The organism is Alloprevotella sp. (assembly GCF_057240785.1).
The window spans coordinates 59,786-75,669 of sequence record NZ_DBHHRH010000037.1; the positions used below are offsets into that span (position 1 = coordinate 59,786).

Annotated in this window: 10 protein-coding genes; 3 read left to right on the forward strand and 7 right to left on the reverse strand. The window is 51.0% G+C overall.

Translation table 11 applies throughout. The annotated features are described in order from the left end of the window. A complete protein-coding gene (locus ACO4R2_RS08615; protein ID WP_484769900.1) occupies positions 1 to 2,253 on the forward strand; it encodes a cytochrome c biogenesis protein in 2,253 nt (750 codons plus the stop codon). Here ACO4R2_RS08615 and ACO4R2_RS08620 read toward each other — a convergent pair. Next, entirely contained in the window at positions 2,244 to 2,537 is a 294-nt protein-coding gene (locus ACO4R2_RS08620; protein WP_484769901.1) for a hypothetical protein, read from the reverse strand. The two genes, ACO4R2_RS08615 and ACO4R2_RS08620, sit on opposite strands and share 10 nt — an antisense overlap. A gap of 329 nt (positions 2,538 to 2,866) precedes the next feature. Between ACO4R2_RS08620 and ACO4R2_RS08625 the strand changes: the two genes are divergently transcribed. After that, positions 2,867 to 4,144 carry a histidine-type phosphatase gene (locus ACO4R2_RS08625; protein ID WP_484769965.1) on the forward strand — a complete coding sequence of 426 codons (1,278 nt, stop codon included), beginning with the start codon at positions 2,867 to 2,869 and terminating at the stop codon, positions 4,142 to 4,144. A gap of 110 nt (positions 4,145 to 4,254) precedes the next feature. Then, positions 4,255 to 5,445, forward strand: a complete 1,191-nt coding sequence (locus ACO4R2_RS08630) for a porin (protein ID WP_484769902.1) — start codon at positions 4,255 to 4,257, stop codon at positions 5,443 to 5,445. A gap of 173 nt (positions 5,446 to 5,618) precedes the next feature. Here the strand turns inward: ACO4R2_RS08630 and ACO4R2_RS08635 are convergent, their stop codons facing one another. The 6 genes from ACO4R2_RS08635 to dxs all read right to left on the reverse strand — a co-directional run bounded on the left by ACO4R2_RS08635 (position 5,619) and on the right by dxs (position 15,800). Beyond that, on the reverse strand, positions 5,619 to 7,454 hold the full coding sequence (locus ACO4R2_RS08635) for a WG repeat-containing protein (protein ID WP_484769903.1): 1,836 nt from the start codon (positions 7,452 to 7,454) through the stop codon (positions 5,619 to 5,621). 926 nt (positions 7,455 to 8,380) lie between these two features. Beyond that, complete coding sequence (locus tag ACO4R2_RS08640) at positions 8,381 to 10,372, reverse strand: dipeptidyl-peptidase 3 family protein (protein WP_484769904.1); 1,992 nt, start codon at positions 10,370 to 10,372, stop codon at positions 8,381 to 8,383. A 14-nt stretch (positions 10,373 to 10,386) separates the two neighbouring features. Further along, positions 10,387 to 11,841: a TrkH family potassium uptake protein gene (locus ACO4R2_RS08645; RefSeq protein WP_484769905.1), complete on the reverse strand. Its 1,455-nt coding sequence runs from the start codon at positions 11,839 to 11,841 to the stop codon at positions 10,387 to 10,389. A 172-nt stretch (positions 11,842 to 12,013) separates the two neighbouring features. Continuing rightward, on the reverse strand, positions 12,014 to 12,496 hold the full coding sequence (locus ACO4R2_RS08650) for a hypothetical protein (protein WP_484769906.1): 483 nt from the start codon (positions 12,494 to 12,496) through the stop codon (positions 12,014 to 12,016). Positions 12,497 to 12,512: 16 nt separating this feature from the next. Then, on the reverse strand, positions 12,513 to 13,856 hold the full coding sequence (gene trkA, locus ACO4R2_RS08655; protein ID WP_484769907.1) for a Trk system potassium transporter TrkA: 1,344 nt from the start codon (positions 13,854 to 13,856) through the stop codon (positions 12,513 to 12,515). A 51-nt stretch (positions 13,857 to 13,907) separates the two neighbouring features. Further along, positions 13,908 to 15,800 carry a 1-deoxy-D-xylulose-5-phosphate synthase gene (gene dxs / locus ACO4R2_RS08660; RefSeq protein WP_484769908.1) on the reverse strand — a complete coding sequence of 631 codons (1,893 nt, stop codon included), beginning with the start codon at positions 15,798 to 15,800 and terminating at the stop codon, positions 13,908 to 13,910. Between the last annotated feature and the right edge of the window lie 84 nt (positions 15,801 to 15,884).

A 15,884-nucleotide genomic window follows, 5' to 3' on the forward strand; every position in this document is an offset into this window, starting at 1 on the left:
ATGCTAAAGAAAATAGTTATAACTCTATATGTGCTGGTAGTAGTGTTGCTGGCTGCCATCACAGTTATTGAAAACATCTACGACACCACCTTCGTGAATCAGCACTTCTATGGCAGCTGGTGGTTCTGCCTCTTGTGGGCTGTGTTCACTGCTGCTGGAATAGCCTATATTGTGCAACGCCGAATGAGAAAGTGGAGCTTGCTTTTGCTCCACCTCTCCCTCGTCGTGATATTGTTGGGTGCGTGGCTCACCCACGCCACTTCCTTCAAAGGTACGGTACACCTGCGCGGCGACCAACCCACGAACCAGTATTCTGTGATGACGTCGATGACAGAGACAGAAAGCCACGACCTTCCTTTCTATGTCCGACTCTCCCGCTTCCAGGTGGTCAATACCGCTGGAACGCTGGCGCCTACGGACTATGTAACAAACTTCGTTATCATTGATGGTGCGAAGAATCAGCCCGCGCAAGTGTCGATGAACAAAGTGTACACTTATCGCGGCGTGCGTTTCTATCAAGCCAGCTACGACACCGATGCGCGCGGAAGCTACCTCAGTGTGAACAGCGATCCTTGGGGCTTGCCTATCACCTATCTTGGGTACGCGCTCCTTTTCTTCTCGCTGATTTGGTTGCTCCTTGATCCGAAAGCCACATTCCGCCGCCTCCTCAAGAATCCGCTGCTCCGCAAGGGCGCGCTCATGTTGGCGCTGGTGGTTTCCTCCTCGATGCTACCCACTGCGAGCCAGGCCGCTACCACGGTGGACCGCACTACGGCCGATAAGTTTGGCCGACTGTTCATCAACTACAACAACCGCATTTGTCCCGTTCAGACCTTTGCTTGCGACTATGTGAAGAAACTCTACGGCAAGCGCACTTATGAAGGCCTCACACCCGAACAGGTGCTGACGAGCTGGATCTTCTTCCCCCGCGAGTGGCGCAACGAGCCCATCATTCGCGTGAAGAGCAGCGAACTGCGCGAACATTTCGGATTGTCGGACTATGAGAGTGTTCATTCCTTCTTCCGCGATGGCAACTATATCCTCGGCCCTTATGCCCATGAATATGCTGAGGGACAGACCGATGCCCTCCATAAAGCTTGCGCTGAGATGGACGCCAAACTGCAAGTGTGTATGTATTTGCAAGAGGGGAGTGTGCTCACCATCTTCCCCCACACAGTGGGAGCTAACACCATTTGGTATAGTCCTGCCGATAGTCTGCCGTCCTCTCTGGGGCAGATGAACATCCTTTTCTTCCGCAACGCTTTCCCTCTGCTCTACGACCAGATTGCCTCGGGCAATGTGTCGGGAGCTAACCACGTTCTCGATAAGATTCTCGCCTTTCAGCAGCAGAATGCAGGAAAGAGTCTGCCCACGCCCACGCAGGTGGAGGCCGAGCGCATCTACAACGTGGTGCCTTTCGCAACGATACTGGCCATGGCCAATCTCGCACTCGGTTTCCTGGCTTTGTTCCTGACCATTCGCCGCTTGATGCGGAAGGATGATAAAGCGGTGTCGCGCAAGGCCGATTATGCGCTGCTCACCCTCTTAGGCGTGTCGTTCTTGGGACTCACTTTCTGTTTGGCCCTGCGCTGGATTGTTTCCGGCAATGTGCCGTTGAGCAATGGCTATGAGTCGATGCTCTCCGTGGCATGGTTTGTGGAATTGCTGAGCCTTTTGGCCTATCGCAAAGCCCGCATTGTCCTAGTCTTTGGTTTCTTGCTGAGCGGTTTCTTCCTCTTGGTGAGCCACATCAATCAGATGGATCCTGCCATTGGCCCCATGATGCCCGTGCTCAATTCACCGTTGCTTTCGGTTCATGTGAGCATCATCATGATGAGCTACGCTCTGCTGTCGCTCACCTTCATCTGTGCGCTCACGGCCGTTATCATCCATTTCCTGACGCGCAACACCGTTTCGAAGGCTGAGCGCGACTTGCGCGCCGAACGCTTAGAAGCCTTGCAGGTGTTGAGCCGCCTGTTCCTCTATCCCTCCATCACCACCATGGGGCTGGGCATTTTCATCGGCGCCATTTGGGCCAACATCAGTTGGGGAGCCTATTGGAGTTGGGACCCTAAGGAGACATGGGCACTCATCACTTTTATGATTTATGCCGTAGTGCTCCACACGCAGAGCCTCCCCGCCTTCCGCCGCCCGATGGTCTACCACCTCTATATGCTCGTGGCTTTCCTCAGCATCGTGATGACCTATTTTGGCGTGAACTATGTCCTCGGCGGTATGCACAGCTATGCGTAGGGGAAAAATGCAATAAGCGCGTTGGCTGATAGCCTTATTCTGTCAGCTGACATCTTTATTGTATTTTCAAACGCCATAAGGATATTCGCGCAAGGACCCACTTTTTTGATAACTTTGCTCCAGAAGTCATCTATCAGCTGACTTCTGGAGTTTTTTTTCTGCCTCTTGTTGGGCGCGATGGGGCAAATTGGCTGTTGTAGTTCTCCGCGGGGCCATTTTTCAGCTTCTTTGTCGATGGGGGTAACTGGTCTGACAGTGTGTTCATGCCTCTTTTTCTTCTTCAAAATCAGTCCGTTGCTCTTCTTTTTTAGGAAAAGAGAGGACTTTTCTTTGCGGTTCTACTCCGCATTCCTCCTGTTGTTTCCTCCCTCCTTTCTTTTTGTTAAAGACTATTTTGAAATCTTACAAAAGGTTATAAGGTGGGATTTTGAAATGTTAAAATTAGTGGATTTATTGTTTGTTTTGCAAAGTAGACTTTATATTTGCGATCGTAATCCTAGAGAACCCTTCTGTTTTGGCAGACTGTGTTCTCTTTTTGTTTAACTAAAATAAAGTCATTTTAAAAATGAAAACAAACATTTTATCATCCGTGCGATGCAGCTTGTATGTTTCTATGGCAGCCATGATGATGTGGCTCGCTCCGATGGCTTCAGTTGCTCAGAAATTGCGTTCTGACGACTTCAAGAATCGTTATGAGCTTAAGGAAGTTGTAGTCCTAAGTCGTCACAACATTCGTGCCCCGCTTTCAACGAAGGGCTCTCTTCTCGAAACTGCTACTCCTCACCACTGGACCGACTGGTCGGCCGATGCTTCTCAACTTACGCTCAAAGGTGGTGTGCTGGAAACCATCTTCGGCCAGTACTTCCGCAAATGGGCCGTTGATAGTAAACTCTTCCCTGAGAACTACGTGCCCACGACGGATGAGGTGAATATCTATGCTAACTCCATGCAGCGTTGCATCGCTACGGCGCGCTATTTCACCGGTGCATTCTTCCCCGTGGCTTCCGTGAATGTGAACCATCGCTACACCCCCTCAAAGATGGACCCCGTATTCTTCCCACGTCTCACAAAGATTAGCGCCTCTTTCAAGGCAGAGGCCATGAAGGAAATCGAGGCTATGGGTGGCAAGAAAGGTATCGTAGGTATCAACGAAGGTTTGAAAGACGCTTACGCTATCACAGCTAAGACGCTCGACCTGGCTCACTCTCCCGGTGCTGCTAAGGGTGGTATCAAAGCTTTCGACAACTACAACACACAGATTCTGCTGGAGCGTGGCGAAGAACCTCGCATGAAGGGTTCTCTCAAGGATGCCAACACTTGTTCCGATGCTTTCATCTTGCAGTACTATGAAGAACCCGATGCTATCAAAGCAGGTTTTGGCAACAAACTCTCTCTGGAAGATTGGACCAAGATTGCAAAAATCAAGGACGTTTATGGCGATGTGCTGTTTGCAGCTCCCATCGTAGCTGTTAATGTGGCTCACCCACTGTTGCAGTATATGTACGACGAACTGAATGCTGCTAATCGTAAGTTTGTTTTCCTCTGCGGTCACGACTCTAACATTGCTTCCGTAACGGCAGCCCTCGGCGTGGAGGAATACTCTCTCCCCAACAGCATCGAGAAGAAAACTCCGATAGGTAGTAAGGTAGTTATCGAGAAGTGGGTAGGCAAAGACGGTAAGACTTATTGCGATGTAAACATCGTTTATCAGTCCACCGACCAGTTGCGTCAGAATCAGATGCTCAACCTGAAGAACCCACCGATGGTTTACCCATTGAACTTCAAGGGCCTCACTCGCAATGCTGACGGTCTCTACAATTTCAGCGATTTCAACAAGCGCCTGAAAGAAGCTATCCGCGCTTACGACAAGATCGAGGACGACGCTGAATAAGCCCCCCTTCGCAACCCTTTAGGAAACGGCTCTTTACAAAAGTGTCCGTACTCCTTTCAGAAAAAGGATAACAACATTCACTGGATAACAAAACATAACAATATCTATATATGAAAAAATCAGTATTGGCTCTCGCCCTTGCTGCCACTTGCGGCGTAGCTGCTCAAGCACAAGAAAAGCTTGACGTTAAGATGACGGGACGCGCTCTCTTCGATGCTGCTTCCTATTGGCAAAACGATGCTTCTGAAGCTCAGGACGGCAAACTCACCGATGGTGTGGCTGTTCGTGATATTCGCGTGGGTGTTAAGGCCACTTATGGCAAATGGCTTTTCCGTGGCGATTTGAGCTATACCAACAATAGCGTTTCGCTCAAGGACACTTACCTCCAGTATAGCTTCCAGAAAAACAACTTCCTCCGTGCCGGTTACTACACCGTGCCTTTCGGTCTCTCTTCTGCTTACAGCTCTGCTAAGAAAGAATACATGGACGAGCCAGAAGGAAACGTGTATCAAGTGGGCCGCCGCATCGGTGTGATGCACACTATCTACAACAAGTCATTCTGGGGACAGTATGGTGCGTTTGCTGACAACTCCGCGCTGACAAAGAGCACCGACAAGAGTGGCCGTCAGGGCTACACGCTGGCTGCTCGTGGCGTTTGGCGTCCCATCATGACGCAGGATTATGGTTTCCACGTGGGGTTCTCTTGGAACCGTGTGCAGGCTGAGGCTACCGCTAAGGGCAAACATGCTGCCATCGGCTACAACAAACGCTACCTCACCGTGGTGGACAAAACCGTGGCAACAGGCGTAACCCTCACCGACGCACGTTGGGAGAATAAGTTTACAGCTGAGTTCCAAGGTCTCTACCGCAACTTCCAGCTCTCCAGCCAGTACTACTGGTCACACATTGCTCGCGAAGGCGGCAACAGCTACAATACTGACGGCTTCTATGTTTCGGCACGTGGCATCGTTGTTAATCCAGGTAACTACAAGTACAACTTTGCAGGCTCTGGCGTTGACAATCCCGATAACAAGAACCTCGAAGTTATGCTCGGCTATGGTTATCTGAACCTCCGCGACGGCGATGCTTACGCTAAGAACAAGGCTGCTATTGCTGCCGGCTTACCGGGTGTCGATCTCTCCAAAGCTGGTCGCATGAGCGATGTCAGCGTAGGTCTTTCCTATTTCCTGAACAAGTACGTCACCTTCCGTCTCAACTATCACTTTGTGACGGTGAAGAACTTCGACCTTGAGAAGAAGAACGTCAACGTGCTTCAGGCCCGCGTTCAGTATATTTTCTAACCTGAAATCTCATACCGCTTATCTGCCGATTTCCTATATTTCGGATAGATAAAAGCAACGGGATGCTCCATTTAGAGCATCCCTTATTTTTAGGCCACAAGTCGTGATTCTTGCCTCAATGTGCTCTCAATGTTTCGTAGTGTTTTGCTTCTGCTCGAGGAGAATGCTATTTTTCACTCGATGGCTACTGCACTGTCTAAAGCCGTAGTGTCTGAAATATCAGTGTCTACATCGCTGGAATAATTCTCCGACGTAGTGTCTTCGCTGATATTCGCGTATTTGCTGATATCAAAATTCTTTATCGCTTCATTCTTACCCCAAAGAGCCGATACCGAAGTTTTTCCTTTCAAGATTAAGGCTGTGCAGCCATTGTTCATGGCGATGATAGCAGCCCCATTGTTTTCTCTCACAACAGTTCCCATTTGCTTGAATTTTGCGCATACTTTGCTGAAAAGGTCTTTCATCTTGCCTTTCATCTTTCCTGCATTACCAATAGCGAAAGCAAAATAGCTCGGTTTTATGTTGTTAAAAGCGTAGCCTGTAGGCACTCTTTGATCATAATAGAAGTATTCATAATATTCGCGTTCGGTGCGGTAGGTTTGGCGACTAATGTTGTCTGGAAATCCTACCTCAATCTTCACAGGGATGGAGATGAAAGCTTTATCATAAGATAAATCACTTTTGCTATCGTACCAATACGGATCTGTCCCCGGATGTTCGCTCGTGCCGGCATTGTCTTCTTTTGCATATTGAGCCACCACTTGTTGAATCGTAGAATTGAAAGATAATTTGTCAATGCCGTTCGGCGTTATACCCAGCGCACCCACTAATTCATTGAGATCCACAAAATCACTTTCCACCCAATCGTCGCCCATCGAAAAATTGATGTTTACCATGTCGGGGAGCTTCTCTAAGGACTTTCCCTTTTTGTCGATTAGCGTGTATTGTGTGTCAGATTCCTTTACTACAGTGTATTTATCACCGAACAGGTCGAAACGAAATGCCTCTTTGTAGTCCTCTTTGAAGATTTCTTCGTCCTTTTCGTTGATATATTTGTATTTGAAATTCAACTCTTTTCCGTCCACTTTCTGACCTGCCCAGAGATTGTCTCCATCAAAATATAAGACATCATATTTAGCGCGGATAAGAACTTCGCCTTTCATATTCATGAGTCCATATTCATCTTCTTTTTTATAGATGAATTTATCACCATGGATAGTACCAACCTCTTCAATCTTTTCTGAGGGTTTAACAACCTCTTCGCCCTTGTCGTTGATGATGCCCCAGCATTTCTTATCATCTTTTTTGATGGCAACTCCTGAATATCCATCCTGGAAACCAGGTTCACTGATATCATCGTATTTTCCGCCACTGAATTCAAAGAGTTTTTTCCCTTTAGTGTCGAGAACGTATATTTTGACTTTTTCCTTTTCGCCTTTTTCAACCTCTTGCTCGTATTTCTTATCAATAGCAATAAATTTTCCATCACTGCAGCTGCTTATATAACAGTAATTTGCAGGAATCACGCTTTTCCCATCAGTGTCAATCACACCAAAGTATTTGTCGGTTCGATAGACAGCATAACCTTCAGAAAAAGAAGCTACTTTTGTCACAGTTTTTCCATCAATTTTGTCAAGCACTTTGAGCGTTTGCCCCTCCTTGTCGATGATAGAAACAGGTTTGTTGCGTTCAACCACTAAGGCATGGCCTTCAAAGAAGCGCGTGGCAGAAACGTATTCTTTGCCCACTTTCTTAGGTTTCTTTTCGGCGGTATAGATTTCCCACAAGCCTTCTTTGTTTTTCACCATGAAGCGACCTTCGATGGCCACTGTGGGTGCTTCTTTGAATTCTTCAGAGAAAAGCACTTGGCCATCCTCCATAGAAATCATACTCCATTTTCCGTCTTTGGTCTCTTGGAAAGGTATTCCCTGAATGACTCTCTCAGACTTGTCTGCACACGACACCAAGCCCAATAGGAGCAATGCTAATAAAACGATGTTTGTTTTCATGTGTAATGTTTTTTAGTGATAAACTGTTCTGTTGTAATGTTCTTCTGGGTAAAAGTTGCTTGCAAATATATGTAAAAGCCTAAGACATAACAAAAGAAAAATAAAAAAAGTTTAAAGAAACGTGTTTCTACAGTTGCTGGTCGCCTTATTGTGCTGGCTGACAGAATAAGGATATGGCCTGACAGAATAAGGAAGCCGATGGGCGCAATAAGGATGCTGACGGGGAGGGAAGAAAGAAGGGAAAAAGGGTGGGGAAATGTTTGGAGAGAGTCGGGGGAATGTTGTATCTTTGTGGTGTGAACGGTGCAATATCCCGTTCCGAAGCGTTCTTTGACAATCTAAGACCATTGAAAAAATAGTATAAAAATCTTACCGCAATTTTAGTTCTCTTTCCGGCTGCTTTTCTCGTTGCAGAAATGTCGTTTTTTTTCTCACTCGTTGAGAGAGGGAGGAGTGTGTCTGCGTGTTGTAAAAAATAGTTCCTCTCAATTTCCTGCTCCTCGTTGCCATCTGAAAGTAGGGGCAACAACCTTTCTCCTCTTTTCCTCTTGCACACTTCTCGCTTTCAGTGTGCCTCTTCCTTTCACACATCGCTCACACATCGCTCACACATCACTCACACATCACTCACACATCGCTCACACATCTGCACTCATCTTGCACTCATCTTGCACTCATCTGTCACTCATCGCAAGAAGAAGAAAAACGAAGAAGAAAAAGATTCCCCCCACACCCCCTATAAAAAGAAGAAGATAAAAGAAGAAGAAAACCCAATATTCTTCCTTACGTCAGAATATTGGGGCGCGAGAGATATTTTTCAGCGAATTTCAGCAAAAGCGAAAGGGCTTTTGGCTAAATATTGGAGCAGTCGGACAAGTCGGACGGGTCGGACTGGTCGGACTGGTCCGATTTCTCCGACCAAAAGCTTATTCGTTCACATCCGGCAGCGTATTGTAGTCGCGGCTGTAGCGGAGCATCTGCTTGTCGTAAGGCTCGGTGTAGTCGAGTTTCACGTCAGTGATATTGCCTTGTGCGTCGCGAACGGCCGAGTAAACAGGATTGATAAAGCCCTTGTAGGGTTTGAGGTTGAGCTTGTTGTAGCGATCGAGGATTTCCTTGTGGAGTTTCGGGTCCACCTTCACGCCGTAAGTCTCCACAAGCTGGCGAGCAGCTTCGTAGTCGCCCTCGCTCTTGATGCGCTGCACCTCAGCCAAGAGTTTGCCGAAGAGTTGGCGCAGAGCAGGATAGTCGTTGATGCGAACATACGTTTTTCCGCCCTTCTTCACGAGTTCCACCACCTTCTTGTCGCGGCCATGCTCGTAAGCCCAGTGGGCGATGAAGGCGCGGTTGCGCATGTGAGCCTCCTCAATGTTGTTGCCCGGTTTGATGCGCACCAGCTGCGTGAGCAGGCCGTTCTGCATGTAGGTGTAGTACTGCGCTTTGTAGGCTTCAGCATCGGGCGTAAGACCAAGTTCCGTCATTTTCGGGTCGGCCACATAGTAGAGGCCGAAGAGGTCGGCGCGTCCCTCCTCGATGGTAGAGCCGTAGGCCTTGAGCGAGTCGGGGTCAGTGCCAGGGAGGAGTTTTCCCGAGCCATGGCCAAGACACTCGTGGAGGTCGGTGTGAAGATCGTCCGTGATGTCGCCATAGCGATTGATGAGTTGGCGCGTAGCGTCGTCGATGACAAATTCCTTGTCCATACCCGAGCCGTGAGCCGCCTTGCTGTAAGCATCGGTCAGGTTGCCGATGGTGACGGACTTAGAGCCGTGTTCCTTCCGCACCCAGTCGGAGTTGGGCAAGTTGATGCCGATGGCCGTTGAGGGGTAGAGGTCGCCGCCGAGGATGGCTGCTGTGATGACTTTCGCGCTCACGCCCTTCACCTTCTCCTTCTTGAAGCGAGCATCTACGGGCGAATGGTCCTCAAACCATTGAGCGTTGGCACTGAGCGTTTCGGTGCGGCGCGTGGCCTCGATGTCCTTGAAGTTGACGATAGCTTCCCAGCTGGCTTTCATGCCGAGCGGGTCGCCGTAAGTCTCCGTGAAGTTGTTGGTGAAGTCCACGAGGTCCTCCGTATCTTTGAGCCAAAGGATGGACCAAGCATCGTAGGTGCGGAGGTCGCCGGTGCGGTAGAACTCGATGAGCTTGTCGATGACGTGTTGCTGCTTCTCAGTGTCGCAGAAGGGGCGAGCCTTTTGTAGACAATCGATGATGCGCGTAATGGCCGAGCCATAGAGGCCGTGTTCGCGCCACACTTGCTCCGTGAGTTCGCCGTCCTCCTTCACCAAGCGGCTGTTAAGGCCCATCATGATGGGGTGCGGGTCGTTGACGGCCTTGCGTTGCGTGTAGAATTCTTCCGCTTCAGCCTGCGTAACGCCCGGGCCGTAGTAGTTTTCCGCCGAAGTGAGGATGAGGTCATCGCCGTCCTTTTGGTTGACGCGCATGGGCATCACTTCCGGATTGAAGATGACGGGGAAGATTTCCTCGTCGAGCGAGTAGTTGAGATCGGCCAAAGTCTGGCGGAGCCATTTCTCCGAGAAGCCCGGTTGGAACTTCTCCGAACCGTAATGGTGGTGGATGCCACTGGCAAACCACACCCGCTTGAGGTAAGTGGTGAGTTCTCGGAAATCCTTGCTATTGCGGTCGCCGCGATATTGCGTATAGACCGTTTCGAGCATACGCCGTATGCGCAGGTTGTAGCGTCCGTTTTGGTCGAAGAGGATGTCGCGGCCTTGAAGAGCAGCCTCGCTGAGATAGTAGACGAGGGTCTTCTGGCGGAGGGTCAGCTTCTCGAAGCCTTCCACTTTGTAGCGAAGCATCTGAATGTCGGCAAAGGCCTCGTCGGTGTAACGGAAGCCCGCCGTTTGGCTGTTAGCAGCCATCGTTGCGGTAAGCATCATTGCGGTGAGAATTTTCTTCATATAAAAAGTTGTTATTAGTTGTCCCTCCAGAAATCCGGAACGAAGGGGAGGAGCAGAGAGAAGATCTCCAAGCGGCCGGCCAGCATGAGGAACGAGTTGATCCAGAGGGCGGCATCAGGGAGAACGTTCCAAGAGTCGAGCGGTCCGATGAGATGGCCATAGCCAGGGCCCACATTGGAGAGCGTAGTGATACAGCAGCTCACAGCGTCCATCATGCTGAGCCCCATCGCCATGAGAGCTATGGAGCCAAACAAGGTGAGGCCGAAATAGCAGGCCACGAAAACGAACACGTTGCGAACCACGGCCGGCGGAAGGGGCTGACTGTTGATGCGGAGTGGGAAAACGGCATGAGGGTGAAGGATGAGGCGGAACTCATTGACGATGGCTTTCCATATCGTGAGGATGCGGATACATTTGATACCGCCACTCGTGCTGCCAGCACAGGCTCCCACCATCGTGATAAAGGCAACAAACATCCAGGTGGAGGGATGCCACAGCATGAAGTCTTCCGTGGTGAACCCCGTTGTCGACTGTATGGATATGGTGTGGAACGTGCTGAGTCGGATGGCTGTTTCCCACGGGCGGTGGTCCACGAGGTGGAGCACAAGAGCTCCCACCACGGTCACACTAACGAAGATGAGCAGGAAGCAGCGCAGCTCGCCGTCCTTCCAAGCGTCCTTCCAGCGGTGTTTGATGACGGCCAAGTATAGCAACGTGAAATTGATGCCGGCCAAGAACATGAAGAGGATGAGGACGTATTCAATCTGTATAGAATCAAAGAAAGCGATGCTCGTCTGGTGGGTGGAGAAACCTCCCGTACCCATGGTGGAGAACGCGTGGCAGATGGCGTCGAACGGAGTCATGCCAACGAAATATAAGCTCACGGCGCAAGCCATTGTGAGGAAGAAATAGAGGCCTCCAATCCAGCGAGCCGTGGTGCGGATGCGTGGATGGAGTTTTCCGATGTTTAGTCCCGAGGCTTCAGCGGAGAAGAGTTTCTGCTCCCCTACGCCCATGTTTGGCAGAATGGCGATGGTGAAGAACACGATACCCACACCGCCCACCCAATGGGTCAGGGTGCGCCAGAAGTTGATGCAATGAGGGAGGGAATCGATGTTGTTGAGCACCGTGGCCCCCGTAGTGGTGAATCCGGACATGGCCTCGAAGAATGCACAGCTCACGCGACTTTCCGTGCCGCTCAGCAGGAACGGCAGCATGCCCACCACGGAGAACAAGACCCATGTGGAGCTCACTATCAAGAAGCCCTCGCGCCGCCCCATGCGGTTCTCAAATCCTCGTCCTGCAAACTTTAGCAACATGCCACCGAGGATGCTGAGGAAGGTGGGAAGACCGAACGAGAGCAAGGCATCTTCGTGGTAGATGTAAGCCACGCCCCATGTGCCCAAGAGGATAACGGCTTCGAGGAAAAGCAACTGTCCGAGGACGGACCAGATTATTTTGTAGTTCATATTGTTTTGTTTTGGACCTATCGAGGAGTTCCATTTTGTGGAACAAATCGAACGAAATCCTGCACTATTCACGACAAAGTTACGCCTTTTCTGAAAAAGTGCAAAATAAGGAGGCGAGGATGCCTCTTCTTGCTGGAAGTCGTCCCCGCCCGTTAGTGTGTCAGAAGGAAGTTTAGTTCCACTTTTCGGTGATGGTGTAGAGCTTGTCTTCGCCCACCACGCGTGCCAGTTCTGCCTTTAGTTCGTTGGCAGCCTGCGCATTGTTGGTGCTCTGCGTGAGATAGTGACCCGGAAGTCCCTCCACCCAAACTTTCAGCACATAAACGCCGTCGAAGCTAAGGCTGTATTGCTCGATGGAGTCGTACTTGATGGGGAAATTCATAAGGAGGAGTGTGCGCGAAGCATCGAAGAAGAACGCGTTGTCGCTCACGTCATCGATGTAGTGGGACACAACCACCTCTTTCGTGATGGGACCATACTGCTCCTCAAGGGCAGCCTTCTTGCTCTCCCATGCATCGGGTTCGCGCAGGGCTCCCTCGATGGGTTTCTGCAATGTGCCGCCTTTGCGGTTGTTCCAATAATACTTCACGTAGCCACTGATGAAGAGCACGATAAGGAGTCCTACTAAAAGACCAAGGAAAAAATCTGAATACATGATTACTATGGGTGTTTTAATTAAAATATTTTCCGAGTTTATTGATGCTTCCTTCGATGCAGAAGGCCATCACCGTGTCGCCAGCCTGCAACTGCGTCATACCATTGATGAGCGATCCAACGCCATTGCGCATCATGCCGCCCAGGGTTACAGTGGAAGGCAAATTGAGGTCGCGAACAGGGTGGCGCGTGGCGCGTGAACCTTCTTTCACCACGAGTTCCGCCACATCGGCTGCGGCAATGATGAGGCTTTTCACGTTTGTCACGTCCGACCGTAGTATGCGGTTGTAGATTTTGTCGGCGGCCAGTGTTTTTTTGTCTATGATAGAACCGATGTCGAGGCTCTGAGCCATCGTCACATAGTTGGAATTGTCAATCAAAGCCACAGTCTTTCTCACGCCGAGCTTTTTGGCGTTCAAGCAACTCAAAACGTTCTCCGAACTGCTCGAGGTTGTGGCCACAAAGGCTTGCGCCCGATGGATGCCCTCTTCTTCGAGCAGGTCGATATTGCGGCCGTCTTCGTTGATACACATGATGCGGTTGTCCTCATAGAGCGACTGGAGATGCTCGATGCGGCGCGGGTCGGTTTCGAAGACTTTTGCGTGCATATAGTCGGGGAGGAAAGCCAAGGCTCTCTCCGTGGTGTTGCCGCCGCCCAAGAAGAAAACGTTGCGCACATCGGGATAGTCCTGCTTTCCGGCAATCTCTTTGATGTAGCTCGCCTCGAGTTCCGTTGTCATGAAGTAGACCACATCCTGGTCGAGTAGGCAGTCGTTGCCGTGGGGGATGATGGTGTCCTCTTTGCGCTTGATGGCCACAACGTGGTAGGGGCTGTCGGGCTTGGAGATATCGCGGAGCGGCACGTTGAGTATCCTCGCTCCCGTTCTCACTTTGATGCAGAGCAACACAAGCTGATCGTTGAGCATCGGAATCCACTGACGGGTCCAGCAGCGGCGGATGTTGTCCATGATTTCCTTACCAGCGGCCATTTCGGGATAGATAATGCTGTCCACACCAGTCTGGCTGAAGAGCTCGCGGTTGCTCTCGAGCGCGTACTCATGGTTGTTCACGCGCGCCACTGTTTGCTTTGCTCCCAACTGCTTGGCCAGCATGCAAATGGTGAGGTTGTGTGCCTCGTCGGGAGTAACAGCGATGAAGAGGTCTGCATTGCGCGCTCCAGCATCACGAATCACATGGATGGAGGATGGGTCATCGTTGAGTGTGAGAATATCGAAGTCGTTACCGATGTCCATCAGTCGGCCCATATCTTCATCAATGAGCGTGATGTCGTGGTTCTCCAACGAGAAAAGTTTGGCCAGATGAGTTCCTACTGCGCCTGCACCAGCAATGATAATTTTCATAATCTTCTATAGAATGAGTTGTGCGCTCCTCTTTCATGGAGAAGAGCTTTCCTATAATCTTCTTTTTATTTCGCGGACGATGCTGTCTTTGTCAAGGCCTACGATGTGGTAGAGTTCGTCCACACTGCCGTGCTCCACAAATTCGTCGGGCAAGCCGAGGCGATGGATGCGCGCGGGGAGGTCGTGGTCGCCCATAAATTCGAGTACGGCACTGCCCATGCCTCCAGCCCTTGTTCCGTCTTCGATGGTGATGACGTGGCTGAAGCGACGGCCCACTTCCGTCAGCAGCTCCTCGTCGAGGGGCTTGAGGAAGCGCAGGTCATAGAGCGCGATGGTCTTGCCCGTCTCTTGCTCCACTTCGGCAATGGCGTCGGCAGCTGTGTTGCCAATCGGGCCAATGCTGATGATGGCCAGATCGGTTCCGTCCTTGATTTTGCGCCCTTTGCCCACGGGCACTTCCTCCAGCGGGCAGCGCCAGTCCGTCAGGCGGCCACATCCGCGGGGGTAGCGTATCACGAAAGTACCCTTGCTGGGCAGCTGTGCCGTATACATGAGGCGGCGCAACTCTCGCTCGTCGTAGGGCGAGGCGATGGTGAGATTGGGGACGGGACGTAATGCGGCCATGTCGAACACTCCGTGGTGAGTCGGACCGTCGGCTCCCACGATGCCAGCACGATCCAGACAGAGCACTACGGGCAAATTCAAGATGGCAGCATCGTGGATGATGTTGTCGTAAGCGCGCTGACTGAACGCACTGTAAATGTTGCAGAACGGTATCATGCCTTCTTTGGCCATACCCGCACTGAAGGTCATGGCGTGGCCTTCGGCAATGCCCACATCGTAGGCGCGGCCAGGCAGGGCTTTCATCAGGATGTTCATGGAACACCCTGTGGGCATGGCGGGCGTTACGCCGATGATTTTCTCATTCTGCTGTGCCAGTTCCACGAGGGTTTCGCCAAACACGTCTTGGAATTTGGGCGGTTGGTTGGCCTTGTTCTGCACCACGCGCTCCCCGCTGTCGGGATCGAACTTACCAGGGGCATGCCAAACGGTGGGGTCGTCCTCCGCGGGGGCTAAGCCCTTGCCTTTGATGGTGTGGATGTGGAGCAACTTTGGGCCGCCCATCTCCTTGATGCGCTGGAGCGTGCGTACGAGTTCTATAACGTTGTGTCCGTCCATCGGACCGAAATAGCGGATATTCATGCCCTCGAAGATATTTTGCTGATTGGCTATCAGCGACTTCAAGGCGTTGTTGAAACGAATGGCGGCGCGCCGGCGGTCTTCATTGAGCCATCCCCATTTGTAGAACAGGCGAGAGAGGCGGAAGCGCAAACTGTTGTATTTGCTGCTTGTGTGCAGATGTAGCAGGTATTGCTTCATGCCGCCCACCGAACTGTCAATGCTCATGTTGTTGTCGTTCAGAACGATGAGCATGTTGTTGGGCGTGTCGCTGGTGTTGTTGAGACCTTCGAAGGCCAAACCGCCGCTCATGGAGCCATCACCGATCACGGCCACTACATGGCGGTCCACTTCGCCCTTCTTCAGAGCGGCCACGGCCATACCTAAGGCTGCCGAGATGGAGTTGGAGGCATGGCCACAGGTGAATGTGTCGTATTCGCTCTCGCGGGGCGTGGGGAACGGACAGATGCCGTGGAGCTTTCGATTGGTGTAGAATTGATCGCGGCGGCCTGTCAGGATTTTATGACCATAGGCCTGGTGTCCTACATCCCACACAATGCGGTCGTAGGGGGTGCTGAACACATAGTGGAGGGCTACGGTGAGTTCCACAACGCCCAGGCTCGAAGCGAGATGCCCTGGGTTGTGGGACACTTCCTCAATGATGTCGGCGCGCAATTCTTCGCACACGGCGGGAAGTTCCTCAACGCGTAGCTGTCGAAGGTCAGCAGGTGAATTTATTTTGGATAAGTATTTAAACTTAGGCATTTCAAATGTCTTTTTATGCCCCAAATGTAGTGTAAAGCCAGGGAAATGCAAAAAGAAACGTTCTTTTGTGTGCTTTCCTCTGCT